This is a genomic window from Rhizobium sp. BK251, from assembly GCF_004345245.1.
GTDB lineage: Bacteria > Pseudomonadota > Alphaproteobacteria > Rhizobiales > Rhizobiaceae > Rhizobium.
In genome coordinates this window covers 43,143-61,456 of the sequence record NZ_SLUQ01000006.1, presented here as the reverse complement: position 1 = coordinate 61,456, position 18,314 = coordinate 43,143, and the positions used below count along the sequence as shown (strand labels likewise).

The following is an 18,314-nucleotide window of genomic DNA, read 5'->3' as shown; positions in this document are numbered from 1 at the left end:
TGGCATCGGCCATGGCCCCGCGTGATCTGGCTGTTGGTCGTCGCCGGGAAAGCGGGCGCGACGCCGAGGACTAGCTCGCGGTCACGCTGGTTTGCCATCCGTGGAAGCATACGCAGAAGGCTCGCTCTCAATAATCGTGCCTGCCTTCCCAGAGCCAGCCCACTGGGTATTTGCGCATAACGCCCGAAATTTCCGATGCCTTCTACAATCTTAACGGTCTCGTTCCTCGCTAAAAGACAACCCATGGCACCCAGGGTGCCTGCGATTTCCAAGTAAAATGAATTTAGCTCAGAGAGAACATTTCCATGAAAATACTCTTCGCTGCAGCGCCCTTTGGCGGCCACGTCAATCCCCTGCTTGGCGTTGCCCATCAACTTTCCCAACGCGGGTACGATGCCGCTTTCTATACGGGCACTGCGATGCTTCAAACCGTGCGGCAGTCGGGCATAGACGCTTTCGCGTTTCCTTCAGAGGTTGATTTCGATGCAAGCGATCTAGATCGCGCCTTTCCCGAGAGGAAACAGCGTTCGGCTGGCATCGAGCGAGTCGTTTTCGACTTTACCTCGTTCTTCATCGGTCCAATGGCGAGCCACTATCATCGCCTGCAACAGGTGCTGGAGGCGTTCGACGCGGATGCGATCGTCTACGAGCAGCTATTTTTTGGCGCGATCCCGTTTTTGTTCCAACCGCGATACGAGCGTCCAGCCCTAATCGGCTGCGGCATTACCTTCCTTACCACACCACGTCAGGATCATGCCCCCCATGGTCCCGCCCTGCCCTTTGCGACCGATGAAGCGACTCGATTGTCCTACCGAAACGAGGCGCTGCCCAGCGTAGCCAAGGCCCGTGAGCCGCTCCAGGACCTGTATGCTCGAGAGCTCGATAAACTCGGCATCGACGCGGCGGGCACAAGTTTCGGCAATGTCGGAACGCTAAGAGCGGATGCCTACTGGCAGATGACAGTCCCGTCATTCGAATACCCGCAGGACGTTGCCGCAACCAACATAATCTTTACGGGCGCGATCCCGCAAGTTCCGTCGAATACACAATTGCCGTCTTGGGCGGGCGATGTCGCTCAGTTCGAACGTGTTGTTCTCGTGACGCAAGGAACGGTGGCAAACGAGGATTTCAAGGCGCTCGTTCAACCGACTTTGGATGCTCTGGCGGATGAGCCCGATACCCTGGTAATCGTCACGGCCGGCGGCCGCAACGCCGATGCAATCGGCGGTGACATTCCACGCAACGCACGCATTGCGTCTTATCTGCCATTCGATTGGCTGCTGCCTCAAATCGACCTGCTGATCACGAACGGTGGCTATGGAACAGTCACTCAGGCGCTAGCGGCCGGCGTGCCGATCATTGTTGCCGGATCGACCGAAGATAAGCCGGAGGTCGCCGCCCGCATTGCGTGGTCAGGAGTGGGCATCAACCTTCAGACCGGCTCCCCGACGCCGCAGGCTATCAGGGACGCGTATCGACGTATCTTTGCCGAAAGCACATTCCGAGACCGAGCACAGGCGCTGCAGGATGAGTTTGGCAGGATCGACGGTATGGCGAGGATCGAGAGAAGCCTTGCAACCGTCGTGGCACAAAAAGAAGAAGCGCGGGCGGGACATACAGTCTAGCGCCGTCGCCCGCCCCACATCGATTTGAGGCGAGCTCCGCTGCGACAGGGTTCGTTGAGGAGCTTTATCTGCCGGCAAGGCCTCGTGTTGCATTTGAAACCGGAAAATCCCGTTTAGCGCGCGAGCTGACCGTCGGGAAGCGGCTCGGATCATCTAAAGACCCAGATGCGCGGATTCGACTCAACCGCGAATAACCTACGCAGGAATTGTCGATGAAAATACTGATTGTCGGTGCTGGAATAGCTGGATTGTCCACGGCGCGGGCCTTGGCGCTGAAGGGGTTGGAATGCGACGTCATCGAGCGGCGGCAGGAGCCTCCGACGGAAGGAGCAGGTATCTTCCTCCTCGGGAACGCCTCGCGGGCGCTCGGCGACCTGGGATTGCTGGACGAGACAAGGTCCCTCGCCTATCCGATTGCGACGCAACGGATTTTGTCCTCGTCAGGAGCCGTTCTCAACCACGTGCGCACCGACGACGTGTGGAAGAACTGCGGTCCGTGTCTGGCCCTTTCACGACAGTCACTGGTTGACGTCCTGCAGAAATCATTGGATCCGGGCGCCGTCAGGTACGGCCTGGAGGTCACCTCGATCGCCTCTCGCGCGGACAGGCGAATTGTTCGGTTTTCCGACGGTCGTGAAGAGAAATACGATTTGGTAATTGGTGCGGCGGGGGTCAACTCGCTGCTTCGAAACATGGCGTTCGGCGCCGATGAAGCTCGCGAGGTTGGCATCTCCTGTTGGCGGCTCGTCGTTCCGAACAATGGCGAGATTGTCGGCTGGACGGCGATGCTCGGCAAAGGGCGCACGCTGCTGGGCATACCGATCAGTAAAAGCGAAACATACATCTACGCGGACTGCGGCACTGACGAGTTCGGCGACGGCTCCCTCGCCACCCTCAAGCGCCTCTTCTGCGATTTCCGCGGTCCACTTGGCGCAGTCGTCGCCGCCCTTGATCCCGAGACCCGCATCCATCGCGCCAAGTTGCAGGAAGTCCCAGCAAAACGCTGGATCAAGGATGGCCTTATTCTTATTGGCGACGCCGGCCATGCGTCCTCTCCCAGCATGGCACAGGGAGCGGGCATGGCTATCGAAGACGCGATTGTGCTGGCGGAGATGCTGTCGCGGCCGGGACAGATTGAAGAGGCTCTCCAACGGTTTCACGACGCGCGTATCGAACGGATCGCATGGGTGCAGAAGAAGTCGCAAGACCGCGACAAGCTTAGGAACAGTTCACGCGCCCTGCGGAATGCAGTGCTGCGACTGTTCGGTAACGCGTTGTATCGCAAGACATACGCACCGTTGACCCGTGCGCTTCTGCCGCCGTCCTCAGGCTCGAGAACGTCTGAGGCAGAGCGGTAACATCACGTCGCTCAGCCGCTAGGGGCCAATCTCCCTCAATGATCAAAGCAAGCGGCCGGCAAACCATTGTCGGCCGCCATAAAGGCCGCTCATTGAAACGACCGCGGTCATCGCAATTCGTCGCTTCCTAAAAGCTGACGTAGAACGAACAGAAGGAAGCCTAAGATGCATATTCTCCCTCATCAGTCCCTCGCTGGCGGCGTGGCCACTGCATCGCGGCCCGCTACGCGTGCAAACCAAGTCGTCGATCAAGCGACGGCGGGGATACGTCTATTGCGTCACCATGAAACGTGAAGCAGGTCGGCCATGCTGATCGCTGCTCCAGCGACACTGCCAAGGGTCACGGTTAGTACAAGTATGAATAATAGTTTCGGATTCATTGTCAGCCTCGTTGCCGAGCCATTGGTGCGTTTTGCGGTTTGTCTGATGGTCCGCTGCATGAAAACCACGAACTTCGCGGCGCCGATCCGATGACCCCTTTTGCGGGATTGGGGGCGCGGCGGTCGCGTGATTTCGCTTGCGCCGTCAACAGTTCATTGCATGGCATTGCGAATCGAAAATTTTGACGCGGCCATGATCAAATAAGTGGGTCGAGGTCGACGATCTGGGCTTTGACCGATCTTCTGCGGTTCCATCCGACCTATCGTCGCTGGCGCAACGCGCATCTCGTGTTGCCGAGGGAAGCGGCCCATCTGGGTGAAAGGCCGCTTCATTCTGGAAACCCAAGTCGCCGTCAAATTGCTCGCACGCTGTCCGCTGACGTCTTTCCGGTGCGGCGATCCTGCGCAACCTCAAACGCTAGCTGCATTCCTTCGGTTACAGCGTCGATGCCGCCCCGGTGCGCGGCTGTGATGTGCAGAAAGACGTCGGAACTTCCGTCATCCGGTGTAATGAACCCGAAGCCCTTTTCCTGATTGAACCACTTAACTTTGCCTGTCGCCAATGTTCACCTCACATTGCTCATCTAGTTGCATTGATCGTTGCCGTACGTGCTGGCAACCACTAATTCCCCACCGACATCTGTGGCAGGGAAATCCGAAACGTCGCTCCGCGATATTCGTTATTGAAGGCCTCGATTTTGCCGTCGTGCGCCTCGACAATTGAGCGACAGATCGACAAGCCCATGCCCATTCCGTGGCTCTTCGTCGTGAAAAAGGCGTCGAAGAGCCGATCCTGCATGCCGGCTTCTATGCCCGGGCCGCCGTCTGTTACTTCAAGCTCAACACTGGCGGCGCGACGACGCGATCGAATGGTTATCTGGCGATCCTCGCCAGTGACCGCTGCCATTGCGTCAAAGGCGTTCATCATGAAATTCACGACGACCTGCTGCAACTGGACTTCGTCACCTTTTACGGCTGGCAGATTCGGCTCGAGATCGGTCAGGCATGCAATACCGCGCTCGGCAGCCTCACCATGCAGCAGTTCCACGACGTCCCCGGCAATCTTGTTGAGGTCCAGCGGTGTCGCTGCAACTTCACCTTTTCTTGCCATGTTGCGAAGCTTCGAGATCAAGTCTTCGGCGCGCCTTGCGTTTTCGACGACCCGGTTGAGGCTTGCGCCGACCCTCTCCAAATCCGGAGATTCACGATCAAGCCACCGCAAGCCCGCCTGCGCACTGAGCTTCATGGCGCTTAGCGGTTGGTTGACTTCATGGCTGATGGAGGCGACGAGTTCGCCCATGGTGGTAAGCCTTGCGGTGTGAGCAAGCTCGGCCTGAGCCTTCCGGAGAGATTCGCTCATGCGCTTGCTTTCCGAAACATCCATCATGGCGGCCAAGACCCGAATCCGCCCGTCGTGATGGCGCACTGCCGTACCGTATATTCTCAGATGCTTGGTGCATCCACTCGGCGTAATGATCCGGTGCTCAAGTTCGATGGCGTCGCTGGGCTCGGACGGCGCGTAAAAGACGCGTCGTGCCTTGGCTATGTCGTCCGGGTGGATGCGATCGAGCATCCTTTGTACCGTGGGCGAGGTTTCAGACCCAAAGCCAAAAATTCGGCAGGTCTCCGCCGACCAGAAGACATCTCCTTCGGGAGCAACGAAGCTGACGCTTCCCGTTCGGCTGAGCATCTGGGCGTCCGTAAGAAACCGCTCGCTTCTCTTCAATTTTTCCTGCGCGCGTCGCTGGGCCGATCCGAGCAACCAGAGCAGCAGGATAGACTCCGAGTAGAGCAAGAAGCGTCTGAGCCCCTCGTCGGCCAGGAGGCGTGGGTCTATCGTATGACGGGGCTCCAGAAAAAAGAACCGGATGCAGAAAATCGCGAGCACGGCCGCCAGCAGACCAGGTCCGATGCCGAATCTCCAGACCGCGAACATGGTGGTGAGCAACATAAGGGCAAAGGCCGTGGGAATCCCTTGACGATCCAGAGCGATCGCTACCGGCAGGGTCAGCGCCACCGCGAGCACCGTTAGTCCATATCGTGCACCATTCGTCTCGGGCACAGAGACTGTGTCGGATTCTCGTGAGGTCACAAGCATCAACGTCTCCAAACTCTGGGCAATGTCACACTTGACGCTTATGGCTCGACATCCCATTGCGTCGCCCGAATGGGCAAATGGGAGGCGACCGGTGCGCCTTAGCTGACAACGTCAAGCCCGCGGCACACGTCATCAAAGTCCATGCTTTGAATACTCTAACCCGTATCGCGCGCGGGGCGATGACTGGCGACATGGCGAAGGGCTCCAATTACAAGCAACAAAGTATGAGAGGCCGAGACCAGCTGATGAAAATCGCGTTATCGACGAGGGGGCGTCGCGGTTGAACGTTTGAAAGTAGTTTTTATTGCTTTCTCGCCGTCGAGAATATTCCCCGAGTTGGGAGGGAATTGCATTCGACCGATCGCGAGATTCGACGGCGACCCTATGTGACTTCGACCGCGAAGTACCTGGATTCAGGGGGAAGTCAGCTTTGAAACCTGAGGCCCCTTTCCTCAATATTTCGCTGGGACGCGTGCGACCTCAGATACTCAAATATATGTCATTCTTAACATCGTGAATTGATCGTGAATCTCCGCCTTTCTATCGTTTCTTCAACATCATAGACGAGTCTGTTGCGACGAAGCGTGGTGTCCGCAATTGGCTCATTGCAGCTTGGGTAAGGCTCATGAGTTATCGAAGCAAACGCAGATGGCAGGAACTTGATCTCCTCTGCCGCGCCGGCGCAGGCCTTGGACCGATTGCTCCTGCGGTATGCGGGATACTGCGCGAATTGCTGCGGGCAGAAGCCGTGTTGCTGTTTTGGTTGGACGAAGAGGGGTTGCCCGCAGGCCTGTTCCACGAAAGCACGCCGGATTGTGCGGCCCAGTTGTTTGGCGAAGGCTATGAGCGGTTCTTTGCCAATCCTTTCGAAGACGGCGTGTCGTTCTCGCTGGAGAAGGATCGGCCCGCCAGTGTTTTGATGAATCCCCGACGAGACTATTTTTGCGCAAAGACCTTTAGTCTGCTGATGAAGGCGGGTGAGCACCTCGCCAAGTTGAACATGAAGGTCCTAGTCGAAAATCGTCCCCGAGCGGTTGTCGTGTTGTTTCGTAAACGGCGGAAGCCATTCACGCACGCTGATGAAGCTTACCTGATGGAGGCTCAGCCCCATCTTCAACGTGCCATCGAGTCCCAGTTGCCTGACGGTCGATGGGAACGATCGAATCTCCCCGGTCACATGCTCGTCGATCCTACCGGCAGCAGGCTGTTTGCCATGTCCGGAGAAGCCCCCCGGCTCCTGGAGGCCTGCGCAATCATTGGTCAGGACATACGCCGCTCGGGATCGACAACGCTGCCGCCGCGCTTTGCGCAAGAACTCTGTCGCCGCCTTGAGACTTCGACGACGGCCGAGGATGTCCTTGACATTCCCTTGGGCCGATTGCGATTGATCGCTACGCCGATGAACGGAACCTCCGCAGGCGCAGAGGATCGGATTCTTATCTCACTCGCCATGGAACTGCCCAGACGCCTGAGAACGATCCAGGATATTCTCGGTCTCTCGCTTTCGCCTCTGCAACGATCAATAGCGCTTTTCGCAGCAGAAGGCGGCTCACGCGCCGATTATCTGGACACTACCGGGATCAGTAAGGAAGCGATGAAGAAGCATCTGAAAGCCATATACCGGGCATTGAGTGTCAATTCCTGGGAAGGCTTGGTCAAGGTTCTGCAGTAGTTGTGTGGTGCGTGCCTCGGGTCACGGCCAGGCAACGGTGAATCGGCAAAGCGACCTTTGGCGGCTCACTCGCCGTTCGGGTCAGCGGGCTGGGGATGAATTGTAACGAGGATTGTATAAAGTTTGCGCTCCGGTCGTGGACTGCTGAACTCAGCACTCGTTCATTACCGTCTCCGCTGACAATACATATAGGTGAGCGTGCGGGCCCAATCGCGAGCAATCACCGACGCTATTTTTCGCGGGGACGAGACGTGAACAGAAGTGAACGAAACCACTGGATTGTGGCGAGCAGATGCCCTTGCCGCTGCCCATATATTGGGTGGCTACATACAGCCTCTCTGAAGGATAAACATCATGTCCACGCTTCGTAAGATCGCAGCGACAAGTCTGATCGCTTTGACACTCGCAGTCGGTTCCATGGCATCAATAACACCCGCACTAGCCCATGGCGGTGGCGGCGGTGGCCACGGTGGTGGCGGGCACGAGGGCGGATTTGGTATGAGCAGCAGTCACTTCGGCGGAGGGGGAAACCGCTCGTTTGGTGGCGATCACTTTGCTGGCCGCTTCCGCGACCACAGGCCGTTCTTCTTTGGCGATGACGACGACTATTACTATGACCAATGCCAGTGGCAATGGACCCGCAACAGCCTCGGCCATCCCGTCAGGATAGAGGTATGCTACTGATCGTCGGGAAGCATGTGAGCGTGCAGAAGATTGTTGAGGAGCGCGGAGCGGAAGGCAGACGCGCTCGAACATTCACCTGATCGAATACGATCGGTATCTTGGGCAAGGACGGCGGTGGCGGATCACATTGCTGACATCGGGAAGCTGGCCGAAGAAACCGGATGGCATCAAAGACGGTCGACATAGTCATGGCCGTGAATGCCATCCAGGAGGATGTCGAGAGAGAGCTACAATGCGTCTTGGGCCCTCCTGACATTTGACTAAGGCCATTTTCTAGGCAGGAATTCCGATGCTTGCGATTTGAGCACTCGCGGCCACCGACGGGCGCCTTTCGCTTTGAAAAAAATTCAAAAATCTTGCGCCATTAGCAATCGAATCCTGCTCGGGGCTTGGCATCTCGATGCCAGAAGGTCGCTGCGTGGGATATTTAGAATATGAATCTGTTGAGGCTCTGACGACTGATGGCTAACGTTGAAGCGCTTCAATTGGATTGCCTTAATGCAACGAAAGCGCCCCACCATTAGCGATGTCGCACACGCCGCAGGCGTTTCCATCGGCACGGTGTCGAATTACATCAACGGCACGGCGGTCGTTAGAGAGACAACGCGTGCGCGCATCGAAAAGGCCATCGCAGCACTCACCTACAGGCCGAGCGCCGTTGCGCGCTCGCTTTCAGGTCGCGACGCCGGCACGTCGCGCGATATCGCAGGCTTGCCGAGGCTCCTGGTCGTCGGTTACATCAGTGTCGATTATCTCTGCCGTGTCAGCGTCCTACCCCACCGCGACGATCGCATCACCGCGCGCCACATCGAAAAGGCGCTGGGCGGACCGGCGGCAAACGTCGCGGTCGCCGCCGCCGGCGTCGGCTCACCCTTCGCATTGAATGTCGAACTTGCAACAGCCGTCGGCGATGATCCCGACAGCGATTGGGCCTTGGCCGAGCTTTCGGGACGCGGCGTCCATGCACTCCCCATCCGCCGCTCGCTCAACAATCGCCTGTCGCGGGCGATCGTTATCATAGAGCTCAACGGCAGTCGCACGATCATTAACGAGCCCTTTGAGCTAAGCGAAGTCGACCTCACTGCCAATATGGAGGTGCTGCCCGAAGCGCGGCCCGCCTGCCTTCACGTCGAGGGTTACCACTACGAGCGCATGATCGGCTCGATCGAGCGTTTCCATAATGCCGGCTGGAAAATCAGCCTGCACTCCACGGGTCTGCCGGAGAGTTCCAGGACGCCGGAGGCGTTCATGGATCTGGTCAGACACATCGATCTGACCTTCATCAACGATGTCACGCTGCGGGAAATCTTCGACTTCCGCACCCCGGTCGCGACCATGATCCAGCAGACCCACGATTTGCTGTCGCGCGTCAAACAGCGTGGCGACGTGGTCCTTACGCTCGGGGAATTCGGCGCAGTCGTCTTCCGCAAGGGCGGCGGACCGCAGATCGAGGTTCCCGCCCTCCCAGTCGAAAGGGTAGACGCAACCGGCGCCGGCGATGCCTTTGCCGGCGTATTCCTAAGCTTTTGGCTCCACGGCGCCTCGCTTGAGGATGCTGCCCGCCACGCGGCTATTGCCGGAAGCCTGGCGACCACTGCCGAGGGAGCACAGGGTCGCATTTCAACATTCGCGGAACTCGAAGCCGCACTCACCTCAGCCGCGGCGCAAACAAGAACGCCAGCTCAAAACAGGGGATAGATATGGTCTTCAAGATGTCGGGAATCGTAAAGCGCTTCGGTGGATTGACCGCGCTCAACCACGTCGATTTCGAAGTCGCCGATTCCGAGGTCATGGCGCTCGTCGGCGATAACGGCGCCGGCAAGTCCACCCTTATCAAGACGATGTCAGGTGCACACACGCCGGACGAGGGTGAGATCCGAATGCTCGGCGAGATCGTCCGGTTCCGCTCGCCGCAGGATGCCTGGCAAAGCGGCATCGCCACGATCTACCAGGAACTGGCGCTAGCGGGAAAGATGACCGTGGTCGACAACATCTTCCTCGGCCGTGAAATCAAGCGACCGCGCTTCGGCATTCCATTTCTCGACCTGCCGGCCATGCGCAAGCGTACCGCCGAACTCCTGGACCAGCTCGACGTGCATGTGCCGAGCATCGACAGCTGGGTGGAATCGATGTCCGGGGGACAGCGGCAGGGTGTGGCAATCGCCCGTGCGCTCAACATGGATGCCCGCCTCATCATCATGGACGAACCGACCGCGGCACTTGCCGTCGCAGAAGTCCGCAAGGTTCTCGATTTCGTCGTTCGCCTGCGCCGGCAGGGCAAGTCCGTCGTCCTGATCTCCCACAATATCCAGGACGTCTTCGAAGTCTCGGATCGCATTTCCGTCATGCGCCACGGACGCTGCATCGCTGTGCGCGAGACCCGCAAAACCACACCCCAAGAAATCATCGGCCTCATCACGGGGGCCCATGAAGTCCGCGCCGCTGCCTCATGAGGCGCTGAAAGCATTGCCGGTCCGCCGGTTCGCCGCAACAAAAAACAAAGGGAACTGAAACATGAAGAATATCATCAAGTCCGCCCTCATCGGCCTGGCCGCGAATGCTGCTGTCATCCTGAGCGCCCATGCCGCCGACGTGCGGGTGGCCTTCGTTCCGCAGATCCAGGGTATTCCCTACTACGTCGCGATGGAGGAAGGAGCGAAGAAGGCCGCAGCAAAGTTCGGCGTTGACTATGTCCAGCAGGGGCCAACCACGACCAATTCCGCTGATCAGCTCCGCATTTTCGAAAGCTTCGTCAACCAGGGCTTCAACGTCGTCGGCGTTTCGCCGGTTGATGTCGAAACCCTGAAGCCGGCAATCGCGGCGGCGACAAAGAAGGGCGTGCACGTCATCACGTCCGATGCCGATGCCGCCGGCAGCGACCGCGAATTCTATGTCGCTCAGGCAATGGACAAGGATCTCGGCTACACGATCCTCGACGAGATGGTCAAACGCGTCGGCAAGGAAGGCAAGATTGCCATCATCTCGGATGCGCCGACGATTGCTAGCCTCAACAACTGGATCGCCGCGATCCAGGAGCGCGCAAAGTCGACCTATCCAGATCTGCAGATCGTTTCCGTCGACCATACCGACGGCACGGCCGCGCGCGCCTTCCAGTTCGCGACGGACGCCATGACCCGCAATCCGGATCTGAAGGGTATCATCGGCATCGCCTCGACCACATGCCCCGGCATTGGCCAGGCCGTGGAGGCTGCCGGCCGTACAGGCACAATCGTCACCACCGGCTTCTGCTCGCCAAACACGGTGCGCGACTATGTGACCAGCGGTGCGATGACCTACACCGTCCTCTGGAACCCCTCCGACCTCGGCTACCTCACCGTGTGGGCGGGTAAGCAGATCGCCGATAGCGCCAAGTTCGACACCTCGCCGAAGGTTGACGGACTGGACGCGGATGTGAAGTGGATGCCCGACGACAAGATCCTTCTCCTTGGCGCGCCGATGGTTTTCACCAAGGACAACATCGCCGACTTCAACTTCTGATCCAACCCGTCGTCATCCCGGCAAAGCCACGTCGCTTTGCCGGGAGAAATCGGAAGCCGTGACAATGCAAGATGCTACCGCCCTCCGCCCGGCCCTGCGCCTGGCCTCGCCGACTGCCACGCGCGAACTGGCTCTTCTGATCGCCATCCTCGTTGTGGGGACGGCATTCTCTTTCGCCTCTCCCTATTTTCTGACGTCCTTGAACCTGATTCAGATGCTAAGGACGGCGTTGGAACTGGCGATCGTCAGCGCCGGGATGACATTGGTGATCATCATGGGAGGCATCGATGTCAGTGTCGGCGGCATCCTTGCGGTGTCGGCGATCATCATCGGCAAGGGCTACCAGGCCGGGCTACCCTCGATCGTCGTTGCCCCGCTCGGCCTGCTGACGGGCACGCTCCTGGGAAGCTGGAACGGTTTCCTCGCGACCAAGCTGAAGGTGCCGCCGATCATTGCGACGCTTGGCTCCATGTATATCTTCTCGGCCGTGATGTTCCTCGTCATTGGCGGAGCCTGGATCTCCGGCCTGCCCGGCACGCTCTCGCCGATGATTAACGGGTCGGTCTTTTCCATCCCGGCCGCGGCGATCGTCATCGCCTGCGTCTATGCGGTCTGCTGGCTGCTTCTGCGGCAGGTGTCATTCGGACGGCATCTTTACGCAATCGGATGCAGCGAGCCATCGGCGCGGCTCGTGGGCATCAACGTTGATCGCACGAAGATTGCCGCCTATGCCCTCCTCGGTTGCCTCGCCGGGTTCGCCGCCCTCCTCTATGTCGCGCGCCTGCGCAACGTCGAGATCAATATCGGCACCACGATCGCGCTTGAAGCGATCGCCGCTACGATCCTCGGGGGTACCAGCATACGCGGCGGCGTGGGCAGCCTCGTCGGAACGCTGCTCGGCGTGATATTCATCCGTGTCATCCAGAACGGGCTTGTTCTGGTCGGTGTTTCGTCTCTCTGGGAGACGGTCATCATCGGCTCGCTGCTCATCATCGTGCTCGCCGCAGACGCACTCCACAACCGAAAGCGAGCGAGAGGTTTCTGATGTCCAATCTGTTGACACGCCTTCAGGGCGACCCACTCAAGGCCCGGCTGGTGCTTCTGCTCTGCCTGTGGCTGGTCGCACTCATCGCCATGAGCCTGCTGTCACCGTATTTCCTTCAGGCGAGCACCCTGCCCTACCTGCTGCAATACGTGCCGATTCTCGGGCTGCTCGGCCTCGGCCAGACCCTGATCATCCTGGCCGGCGGCCCCGGCATCGATCTTTCGGTTGGCTCGATCGTGTCGCTGGTCGGCGTTTTCATCGGCGCTCTGGTTGCGGCCGGCCTCGGCGTCTGGCCGGCCTGCATCGCGGGTCTGCTTTTCGGCGGCCTGCTCGGGCTTGTGAACGGTATTCTCGTCAACGTTCTCAATATCCCCTCGCTGATGGCGACGCTCGCGACGATGTTCGCCTATGGCGGCGTGGCGCTGGCGACCACGCAGGGGACGCCGATCGGTGGCTTTCCGCAGGCGTTCGGCTGGCTCGGCCAGGGAACGACGCTTGGCATGCCGAACGCCTTCCTCTTCGTGCTTCTGCCGGTGGCGTTTGTCCTCCACGTCATGCTGAAGCGCACAACCGTCGGTCGACATATTGTTGCCTGCGGCAACGACGAGCGCGCAGCACACCTTTCCGGTCTCAACGTCGTTCGTCTGCGCGTCGGGCTTTACGTGCTGAGCGGCTTTCTCTCGGCACTCGGCAGCATCATCTCGCTGTCCTGGTTTCTCGCGGCCCGCCCGGACGCCGGCAAGGGCATGGAACTTCTGGCGGTGACGATCGCCGTTCTGGGCGGTACCCATATTTTCGGCGGTACGGGGGGCATTCCCGGGACGATCATCGCCATCCTGATCGTAACGACCCTTCAGATCGGCTTGCAACTGGCCAACATCTCGCCTGCCTGGCAGCTTGGCATCATCGGCGTGATGCTGATCGCGTCGGTCTCGCGCGCGGGGAACCTGCGCAGACTTTGGAGCATCAATCAGTGAATACCGAAATAGATGTTCTCTGCATCGGCGATCTCGATGTGGATCTTTTCATTTCCGTGCCCGCCGTTCCCGGTTTCGACCAGAAGGTCGCGGGTCGCAATCTGGGGCAGCGCCCGGGAGGCATGTCCGCCAATTCCGCCGTTGCCCTTTCAAGGCTCGGTCGCAGCACCCGTCTTCTCGCGGCTGTCGGCGACGATGCCGCCGGCCGCGAAGCGCGCGTACAGCTTAAGGAGAACGGCGTCGACCTGCAATTCGTGAAGGAAGTCGCGGGCGTGAACACGTTCATGTGCGTGATCCTTCTCTCGCCTTCCGGCGAGAAATCCCTGATCAAGCTCGAAACCGACGCCTATCTCCCAAGGCCGGAGGATCTGGTATCCGCCGCTTTCGAGAATGTGCGCCACGTCCACGCGACCTATGGCTCGGCGGAGCTCACGCTAAGCGCTTTCCAGATGGCGGCCGAGCGCGCCATCTCGGTGTCTCTCGATCTGGAACCGCCGGATGTTCGCCGGGAGCCGCAAAGACTCTCCCAGATATTGAAGCTGGTCGATACGCTGTTTCTGAACAGTGAAGCCCTCGAGGCAGCCTCGCATGCCCTTGGACGGCGACTGGAACCCGGCATGCTGAAAGCCGGCGGCGAGATCATCGTGACACTGGGTGCTGCCGGCTGCCGGCGTCTTTCCAGCGACGGCACGCTTGAGGCATCCGGCTTCGCCGTGAAGGCCATTGATACGACGGGTGCCGGCGACTGCTTTGCCGGCGCCTATCTCGCCCGCCGGCTGGAGGGCGCCGATGCCGAGGAAAGCCTGATTTTCGCCAATGCCGCTGCCGCGCTCGCCACACTGGACTACGGCGCGCAGGCTGCCATGCCGCAACGGCAGGACGTGGAAGACTTTCTTGCCTCCTCCGGTCGGACTATCGCAAAACAGCACGTGCTGAGCAGGAGCCGCTGATGCCCGAAAGGCGTTTCGAACACCGGGAAGACCTGGAAAATGCCGGCTTGTCTGGCCCTGACGACGTGACCCTGCACTATCTCTGGCAGATCGTCGATGAGGGTGTTCTCGGCGCCAGCAGACATGTGGCGCTGGGCAATGAATTGCTGCTCCACATACTCAATTCGGTGCCGGACAGGGGTGAGGCGCTGCTCCGTGCCCGACTGGCCGCCGGCTTCATTTCGCGCACCCGGGGCCAGGACACGCCGGTTATCGGCAACAGCCTGGCCCTTCTTCTTGCCGGTCTCGACGAGGTCCCGGCGCACGAGCAGGCCGATGTCTTGCGGCAGCGGATCGGTAACTGGACGAAGGCGGCTGCGGCGCGCAAGCAGGCGCTGGTCAGCAGCGCCGTCCGCCACCTTTCCGGCGCCAAGGGCATCATGGCATTCGACTATTCCAGCACCGTCGCAGCCATAATCCTTGCGCTCGCGAACGCCAGATCCGACCTTGTCGTCGTGGTTCCGGAAAGCCGGACGATCGCCGGCGGCGCCCGCTATCTCGAGGAGTTCCTGCCGGCCGGGCTGCCGGTGCGGTTCATCCCAGATGCCGCGATAGAACACGGGCTCGCGTGGTGCGACACAGTTCTCCTCGGCGTGGAAACCCTGCGCGCCGACGGCAGTTTCCTCAACACGATCGGCAGCCGCATGATCGCCCGTCTCGCCCGCGACCAGGGCGTCGAGGTCTATGGCTGCACCGACCTGCTCAAACTGGATACGCGTAGCTATGAGGGCCACCGGCCGGCGCCGACCGTCAGGAGCTACGATCATCCGCTGCTCGACGGCCTGAAGATTAAGGGCCTCGAGCTTGCGGATACGCGTGCGCCGGAACTCGAGGTCATCCCGGCACATCTGATCACCGGCCTGTTGACGGAACACGGCATGGTGCCGCCGCAAGCGATCTGGGTGCTTGGCAAGGAAACATTCATGGGCAGCAAGAATTGAAGATGATCAATACAATGATGTCGCGGGAGATTGCCGCCCAAGCCGAGATCCTTCCTCAATGCGTCGAACCGATCGCCACCCAGGTTCGCCGCATTTTGCCACTTGAGGGCCGGATATTTGCCGGTGGATGCGGGGATTCCGCCTTCGCGCCAGCGGCACTCGGTGGCGTCTTTGCTGCGCTTGGTGTCGATGTTGTACCCGCAACCTCGATGACGCTTGCGAGCTTCACGCAGTTTCGCGAGGACGACACGGTCATCCTCTCCTCGATTTCGGGCGGGACGAAGCGGACCGTCGAGGCGGCGCAGGCGGCACGGGCTGCGGGCGCCCGGGTGATCGCGATTACCTGCGGCAGCGCAAGCGCGCTCGACCAGACGGCCACCGACACGATCCTTCTGCCGTTCACGCCTTTGTCGCGCAAGACGCCGCATACGCTCGACTACGCCGTGACATTGGCGGCTCTGGTGGAGCTCGCCCTTGCCTGGAGATCGATGCCGCCGGAAAAGGTGCTGCCGCTCTTCAATGATATCCCTTCCATGCTCGCCGTTGCCGCCGCCCGTGCCCGTGACATCGCAAGCCGTATGGAACCGGCAGGCAAGCTTTTCCTGCTCGGCGCCGGACCGGACCTTGGATCGGCGGAATATGGTGCTGCAAAATTCCATGAGGCGGGTGGTCTCGTCGCGATTGCCGCGGAGACGGAAAACTTCATCCATGGGATGAATTTCATGGTCGAGCAGCAGGACACGCTACTCGTCCTCGGAGGCAACGCGGCTGGTGCGGCGCGGGGTGCCCAAGTTGTCGAGGGCTTTTCGCATTTTGTGACATGTGCCGAGATAATCGGCCCGGGCGTGACCAGCACTTGGGAGGAATCGTTTCGGAGCGTGCTTTCCCAGACATTCACAATCCAAAACCTGTGCTTGGAGATCGCCGAGAGAAGGAAGCTAGCGCTCGAGTTGCCTAGAGCCGGCAGAGACCATGGCGATGCCCACGCAGCCATCCAGGCCATGCTCATGGCGCGCTAGGCAAAATAACCGGGCGCTGCTTCAAGCCCGATGACCGGCGTCGCGGTCAAATCGGATCGGCGTTTTGTCATCGGTCGGGAGGCTCATACGGGAGCGCGACCGCACTGCTCGCCGTATTGATACACTGGGGCGCCATTTGTCGAGACAGTCGAGGCGCGTCCGAAGAACGTGGCATCAACTTTCGCAGTCCTGTCCTGACAGTCCGGGAGAATCGCAGGCCTCCGCCAAGAGGCGGATAACCGCATGAAACCCGTCATTGCCGGGCATCTAGTTTCCGCCTTCATTGGAGTGCTATCTCCGGTGCTGCTGGGCGCTCAGCCAATTTCCTTCGCCCTCGCGGTGGGACTCGGGCTTAGGCGAGCACTTGCACTTGCGTGAACTTTCGCCAAAATCCCGACTGCAATGTGCACGCCCCCGACAGAAATTCCGTTACGTCGGGAACCATTCATCCGTAAATCGAAGGCGATTGCAGATTGACAGTCGCGTGGGGTGGCAATCGGCCCACTGATGCTAGAAATTCAAAATCTCGAACTGATATTCACGGCGAGGGTGCGACATGACTTTCGTGGAATCGCAGGGAGACAGAAAGTATCGGACCAGCGAGCGAGTGGGCGGGCTCGTTGAATGCTCGTCGCTGCAGGTCGAGCTCCGGCGTTTCGATCCGGGCTGGCAGGTCGACCTGACACTTGAATGCACGGAAATAGCTGTCCTGCTCTCGGGCCAGTCGAAGATCAGGTGGACCGGTGACGGTCACAAGCGAGAGGCGATCGCTCGTCCGGGCGTCGCCTGGATATGTCCCGCCGGTGTTCATGAGAGCGATGTTGAAATCATCGGCACCATGCCCGAGTCCCTGCACATCTTCGTGCCGCCGTCGCTCGTCGGTGAGAGCGCGCTTTCGAACTTTGACATCGATCCGGCCAGGGTTCAACTCGCCTATGCGGGCGGTGTCCCCGATCCCATGGTGCTGCAGTTCGGCCAGCTCTTTCGCGGTTTGTTGAATCGAAAGCTGGAAACGACAGACCGGCTGTTCCTCGACGGGATCCAACTGGCGCTGGCGGGGCATTTGCTGGGAACCTATACGTCTACCCGCTGGCGACCGGCCACGCGAGGACCGACCATCGATCCGAAGAGGCTGAAGCGCGTCCTCGATTTCATCGAAGCCCGCATCGCGGCGGATATCTCGCTGGATGACCTCGCCGCCGAGGCGTGCCTCAGCCCCTTTCATTTTTCCCGGATGTTTCGGGCGGCCACCGGTCTGCCCCCGCATCGCTACGTCACCGAGCGACGGGTCGAGGCGGCCAAGGAGAAGCTGCGGCTCGCGCGGTCCTCCCTTGTTGACATCGCGCTCGACACCGGTTTCGGATCGCAGGCCAATTTCACGCGCGTCTTCCGCAAAGCGACCGGTTTGACGCCCGGCCAGTACCGCGCGCTCGTCACCGGACACTAGTATGCGCCTGCCAAAGGCGCTCTTTGTTCCCGCGCAAGGCACGCCAGAGCGCAAGATCTGCAAAGAGCGCAGCAAGAGCTGAAAATACTGCAATGCCCTTTCCGGCATACATCTGTCTCATCGAACGGGAGCACCAATCCCCGAACGAAAGGAGGAGACAGGGAGATGATTACCATTGACGACGCCCGCCGGATCATCGCCGCAGGCGAGGCGCGGGCAAAAGAGATAGGTGTTCCGGTCAATATCGCCGTCCTTGATGCCGGTGTCCATGTGAAGGCTTTTGTCCGCATGGATGGAGCCCTGTTGGGCTCCATCGACATCGCGGTCAACAAAGCCCGCACGGCCGCGCTGTTTTCCATGCGCACCGAAGCGATCGGTGAATTCTGCAAACCTGGCGGCACCTCGTTCGGCCTGGAGCAGACCAATGGCGGCCTCGTCGTCTTCGCTGGCGGCATCCCCCTCACCAATGAAAGCAACATCCTGATCGGCTCAGTCGGCGTCTCCGGCGGTGCGGTCGCCCAAGATCTCGACATTGCCGAGGCGGCGGCCGCTGCCCTCTGACCACCGGTCCCGCAGGCGGA

Annotated in this window: 16 protein-coding genes; 14 read left to right on the top strand and 2 right to left on the bottom strand. The window is 60.0% G+C overall.

What is annotated here, in order from left to right; all coding sequences use genetic code 11:
- Positions 1-305: 305 nt before the first annotated feature.
- Positions 306-1,625: a nucleotide disphospho-sugar-binding domain-containing protein gene (locus tag EV286_RS15905; RefSeq protein WP_132958127.1), complete on the top strand. Its 1,320-nt coding sequence runs from the start codon at positions 306-308 to the stop codon at positions 1,623-1,625.
- 212 nt (positions 1,626-1,837) lie between these two features.
- A complete protein-coding gene (locus EV286_RS15900) occupies positions 1,838-2,983 on the top strand; it encodes an FAD-dependent oxidoreductase (RefSeq protein WP_132958126.1) in 1,146 nt (381 codons plus the stop codon).
- Between the two features lie 733 nt (positions 2,984-3,716).
- Here the strand turns inward: EV286_RS15900 and EV286_RS15895 are convergent.
- Both EV286_RS15895 and EV286_RS15890 read right to left on the bottom strand, forming a co-directional pair.
- Entirely contained in the window at positions 3,717-3,926 is a 210-nt protein-coding gene (locus tag EV286_RS15895) for a cold-shock protein (RefSeq protein ID WP_132958125.1), read from the bottom strand.
- 59 nt (positions 3,927-3,985) lie between these two features.
- The gene (locus EV286_RS15890; RefSeq protein WP_165932861.1) at positions 3,986-5,461 is read right to left on the bottom strand and encodes an ATP-binding protein; all 1,476 of its coding nucleotides are present in this window, start codon (positions 5,459-5,461) and stop codon (positions 3,986-3,988) included.
- Between the two features lie 625 nt (positions 5,462-6,086).
- On the opposite strand from EV286_RS15890, the gene EV286_RS15885 reads away from it, so the two are divergent.
- From EV286_RS15885 to EV286_RS15830, 12 genes are all read left to right on the top strand, one after another.
- Positions 6,087-7,133, top strand: a complete 1,047-nt coding sequence (locus EV286_RS15885) for a hypothetical protein (protein ID WP_132958123.1) — start codon at positions 6,087-6,089, stop codon at positions 7,131-7,133.
- Between the two features lie 354 nt (positions 7,134-7,487).
- Entirely contained in the window at positions 7,488-7,817 is a 330-nt protein-coding gene (locus tag EV286_RS15880) for a hypothetical protein (RefSeq protein WP_132958122.1), read from the top strand.
- 498 nt (positions 7,818-8,315) lie between these two features.
- A complete protein-coding gene (locus tag EV286_RS15875) occupies positions 8,316-9,515 on the top strand; it encodes a PfkB family carbohydrate kinase (RefSeq protein ID WP_132958121.1) in 1,200 nt (399 codons plus the stop codon).
- 2 nt (positions 9,516-9,517) lie between these two features.
- Entirely contained in the window at positions 9,518-10,270 is a 753-nt protein-coding gene (locus EV286_RS15870) for an ATP-binding cassette domain-containing protein (protein WP_132958120.1), read from the top strand.
- A 61-nt stretch (positions 10,271-10,331) separates the two neighbouring features.
- A complete protein-coding gene (locus tag EV286_RS15865; RefSeq protein WP_132958119.1) occupies positions 10,332-11,315 on the top strand; it encodes an autoinducer 2 ABC transporter substrate-binding protein in 984 nt (327 codons plus the stop codon).
- Positions 11,316-11,379: 64 nt separating this feature from the next.
- The gene (locus EV286_RS15860) at positions 11,380-12,360 is read left to right on the top strand and encodes an ABC transporter permease (RefSeq protein ID WP_132958118.1); all 981 of its coding nucleotides are present in this window, start codon (positions 11,380-11,382) and stop codon (positions 12,358-12,360) included.
- Positions 12,360-13,337 carry an ABC transporter permease gene (locus EV286_RS15855; protein ID WP_132958117.1) on the top strand — a complete coding sequence of 326 codons (978 nt, stop codon included), beginning with the start codon at positions 12,360-12,362 and terminating at the stop codon, positions 13,335-13,337. Before EV286_RS15860 ends, EV286_RS15855 begins: the two co-directional genes overlap by 1 nt.
- Positions 13,334-14,287: a carbohydrate kinase family protein gene (locus EV286_RS15850; protein WP_165932860.1), complete on the top strand. Its 954-nt coding sequence runs from the start codon at positions 13,334-13,336 to the stop codon at positions 14,285-14,287. The genes EV286_RS15855 and EV286_RS15850 overlap by 4 nt, the downstream gene beginning before the upstream one ends.
- Positions 14,287-15,267, top strand: coding sequence for a hypothetical protein (locus tag EV286_RS15845; RefSeq protein WP_132958116.1), 981 nt, complete (start codon positions 14,287-14,289; stop codon positions 15,265-15,267). Before EV286_RS15850 ends, EV286_RS15845 begins: the two co-directional genes overlap by 1 nt.
- A gap of 2 nt (positions 15,268-15,269) precedes the next feature.
- Complete coding sequence (locus EV286_RS15840) at positions 15,270-16,286, top strand: SIS domain-containing protein (RefSeq protein ID WP_132958115.1); 1,017 nt, start codon at positions 15,270-15,272, stop codon at positions 16,284-16,286.
- 556 nt (positions 16,287-16,842) lie between these two features.
- Positions 16,843-17,733, top strand: a complete 891-nt coding sequence (locus tag EV286_RS15835; protein ID WP_132958114.1) for an AraC family transcriptional regulator — start codon at positions 16,843-16,845, stop codon at positions 17,731-17,733.
- 165 nt (positions 17,734-17,898) lie between these two features.
- Positions 17,899-18,294 carry a heme-binding protein gene (locus EV286_RS15830; RefSeq protein WP_132958113.1) on the top strand — a complete coding sequence of 132 codons (396 nt, stop codon included), beginning with the start codon at positions 17,899-17,901 and terminating at the stop codon, positions 18,292-18,294.
- Positions 18,295-18,314: the final 20 nt, after the last annotated feature.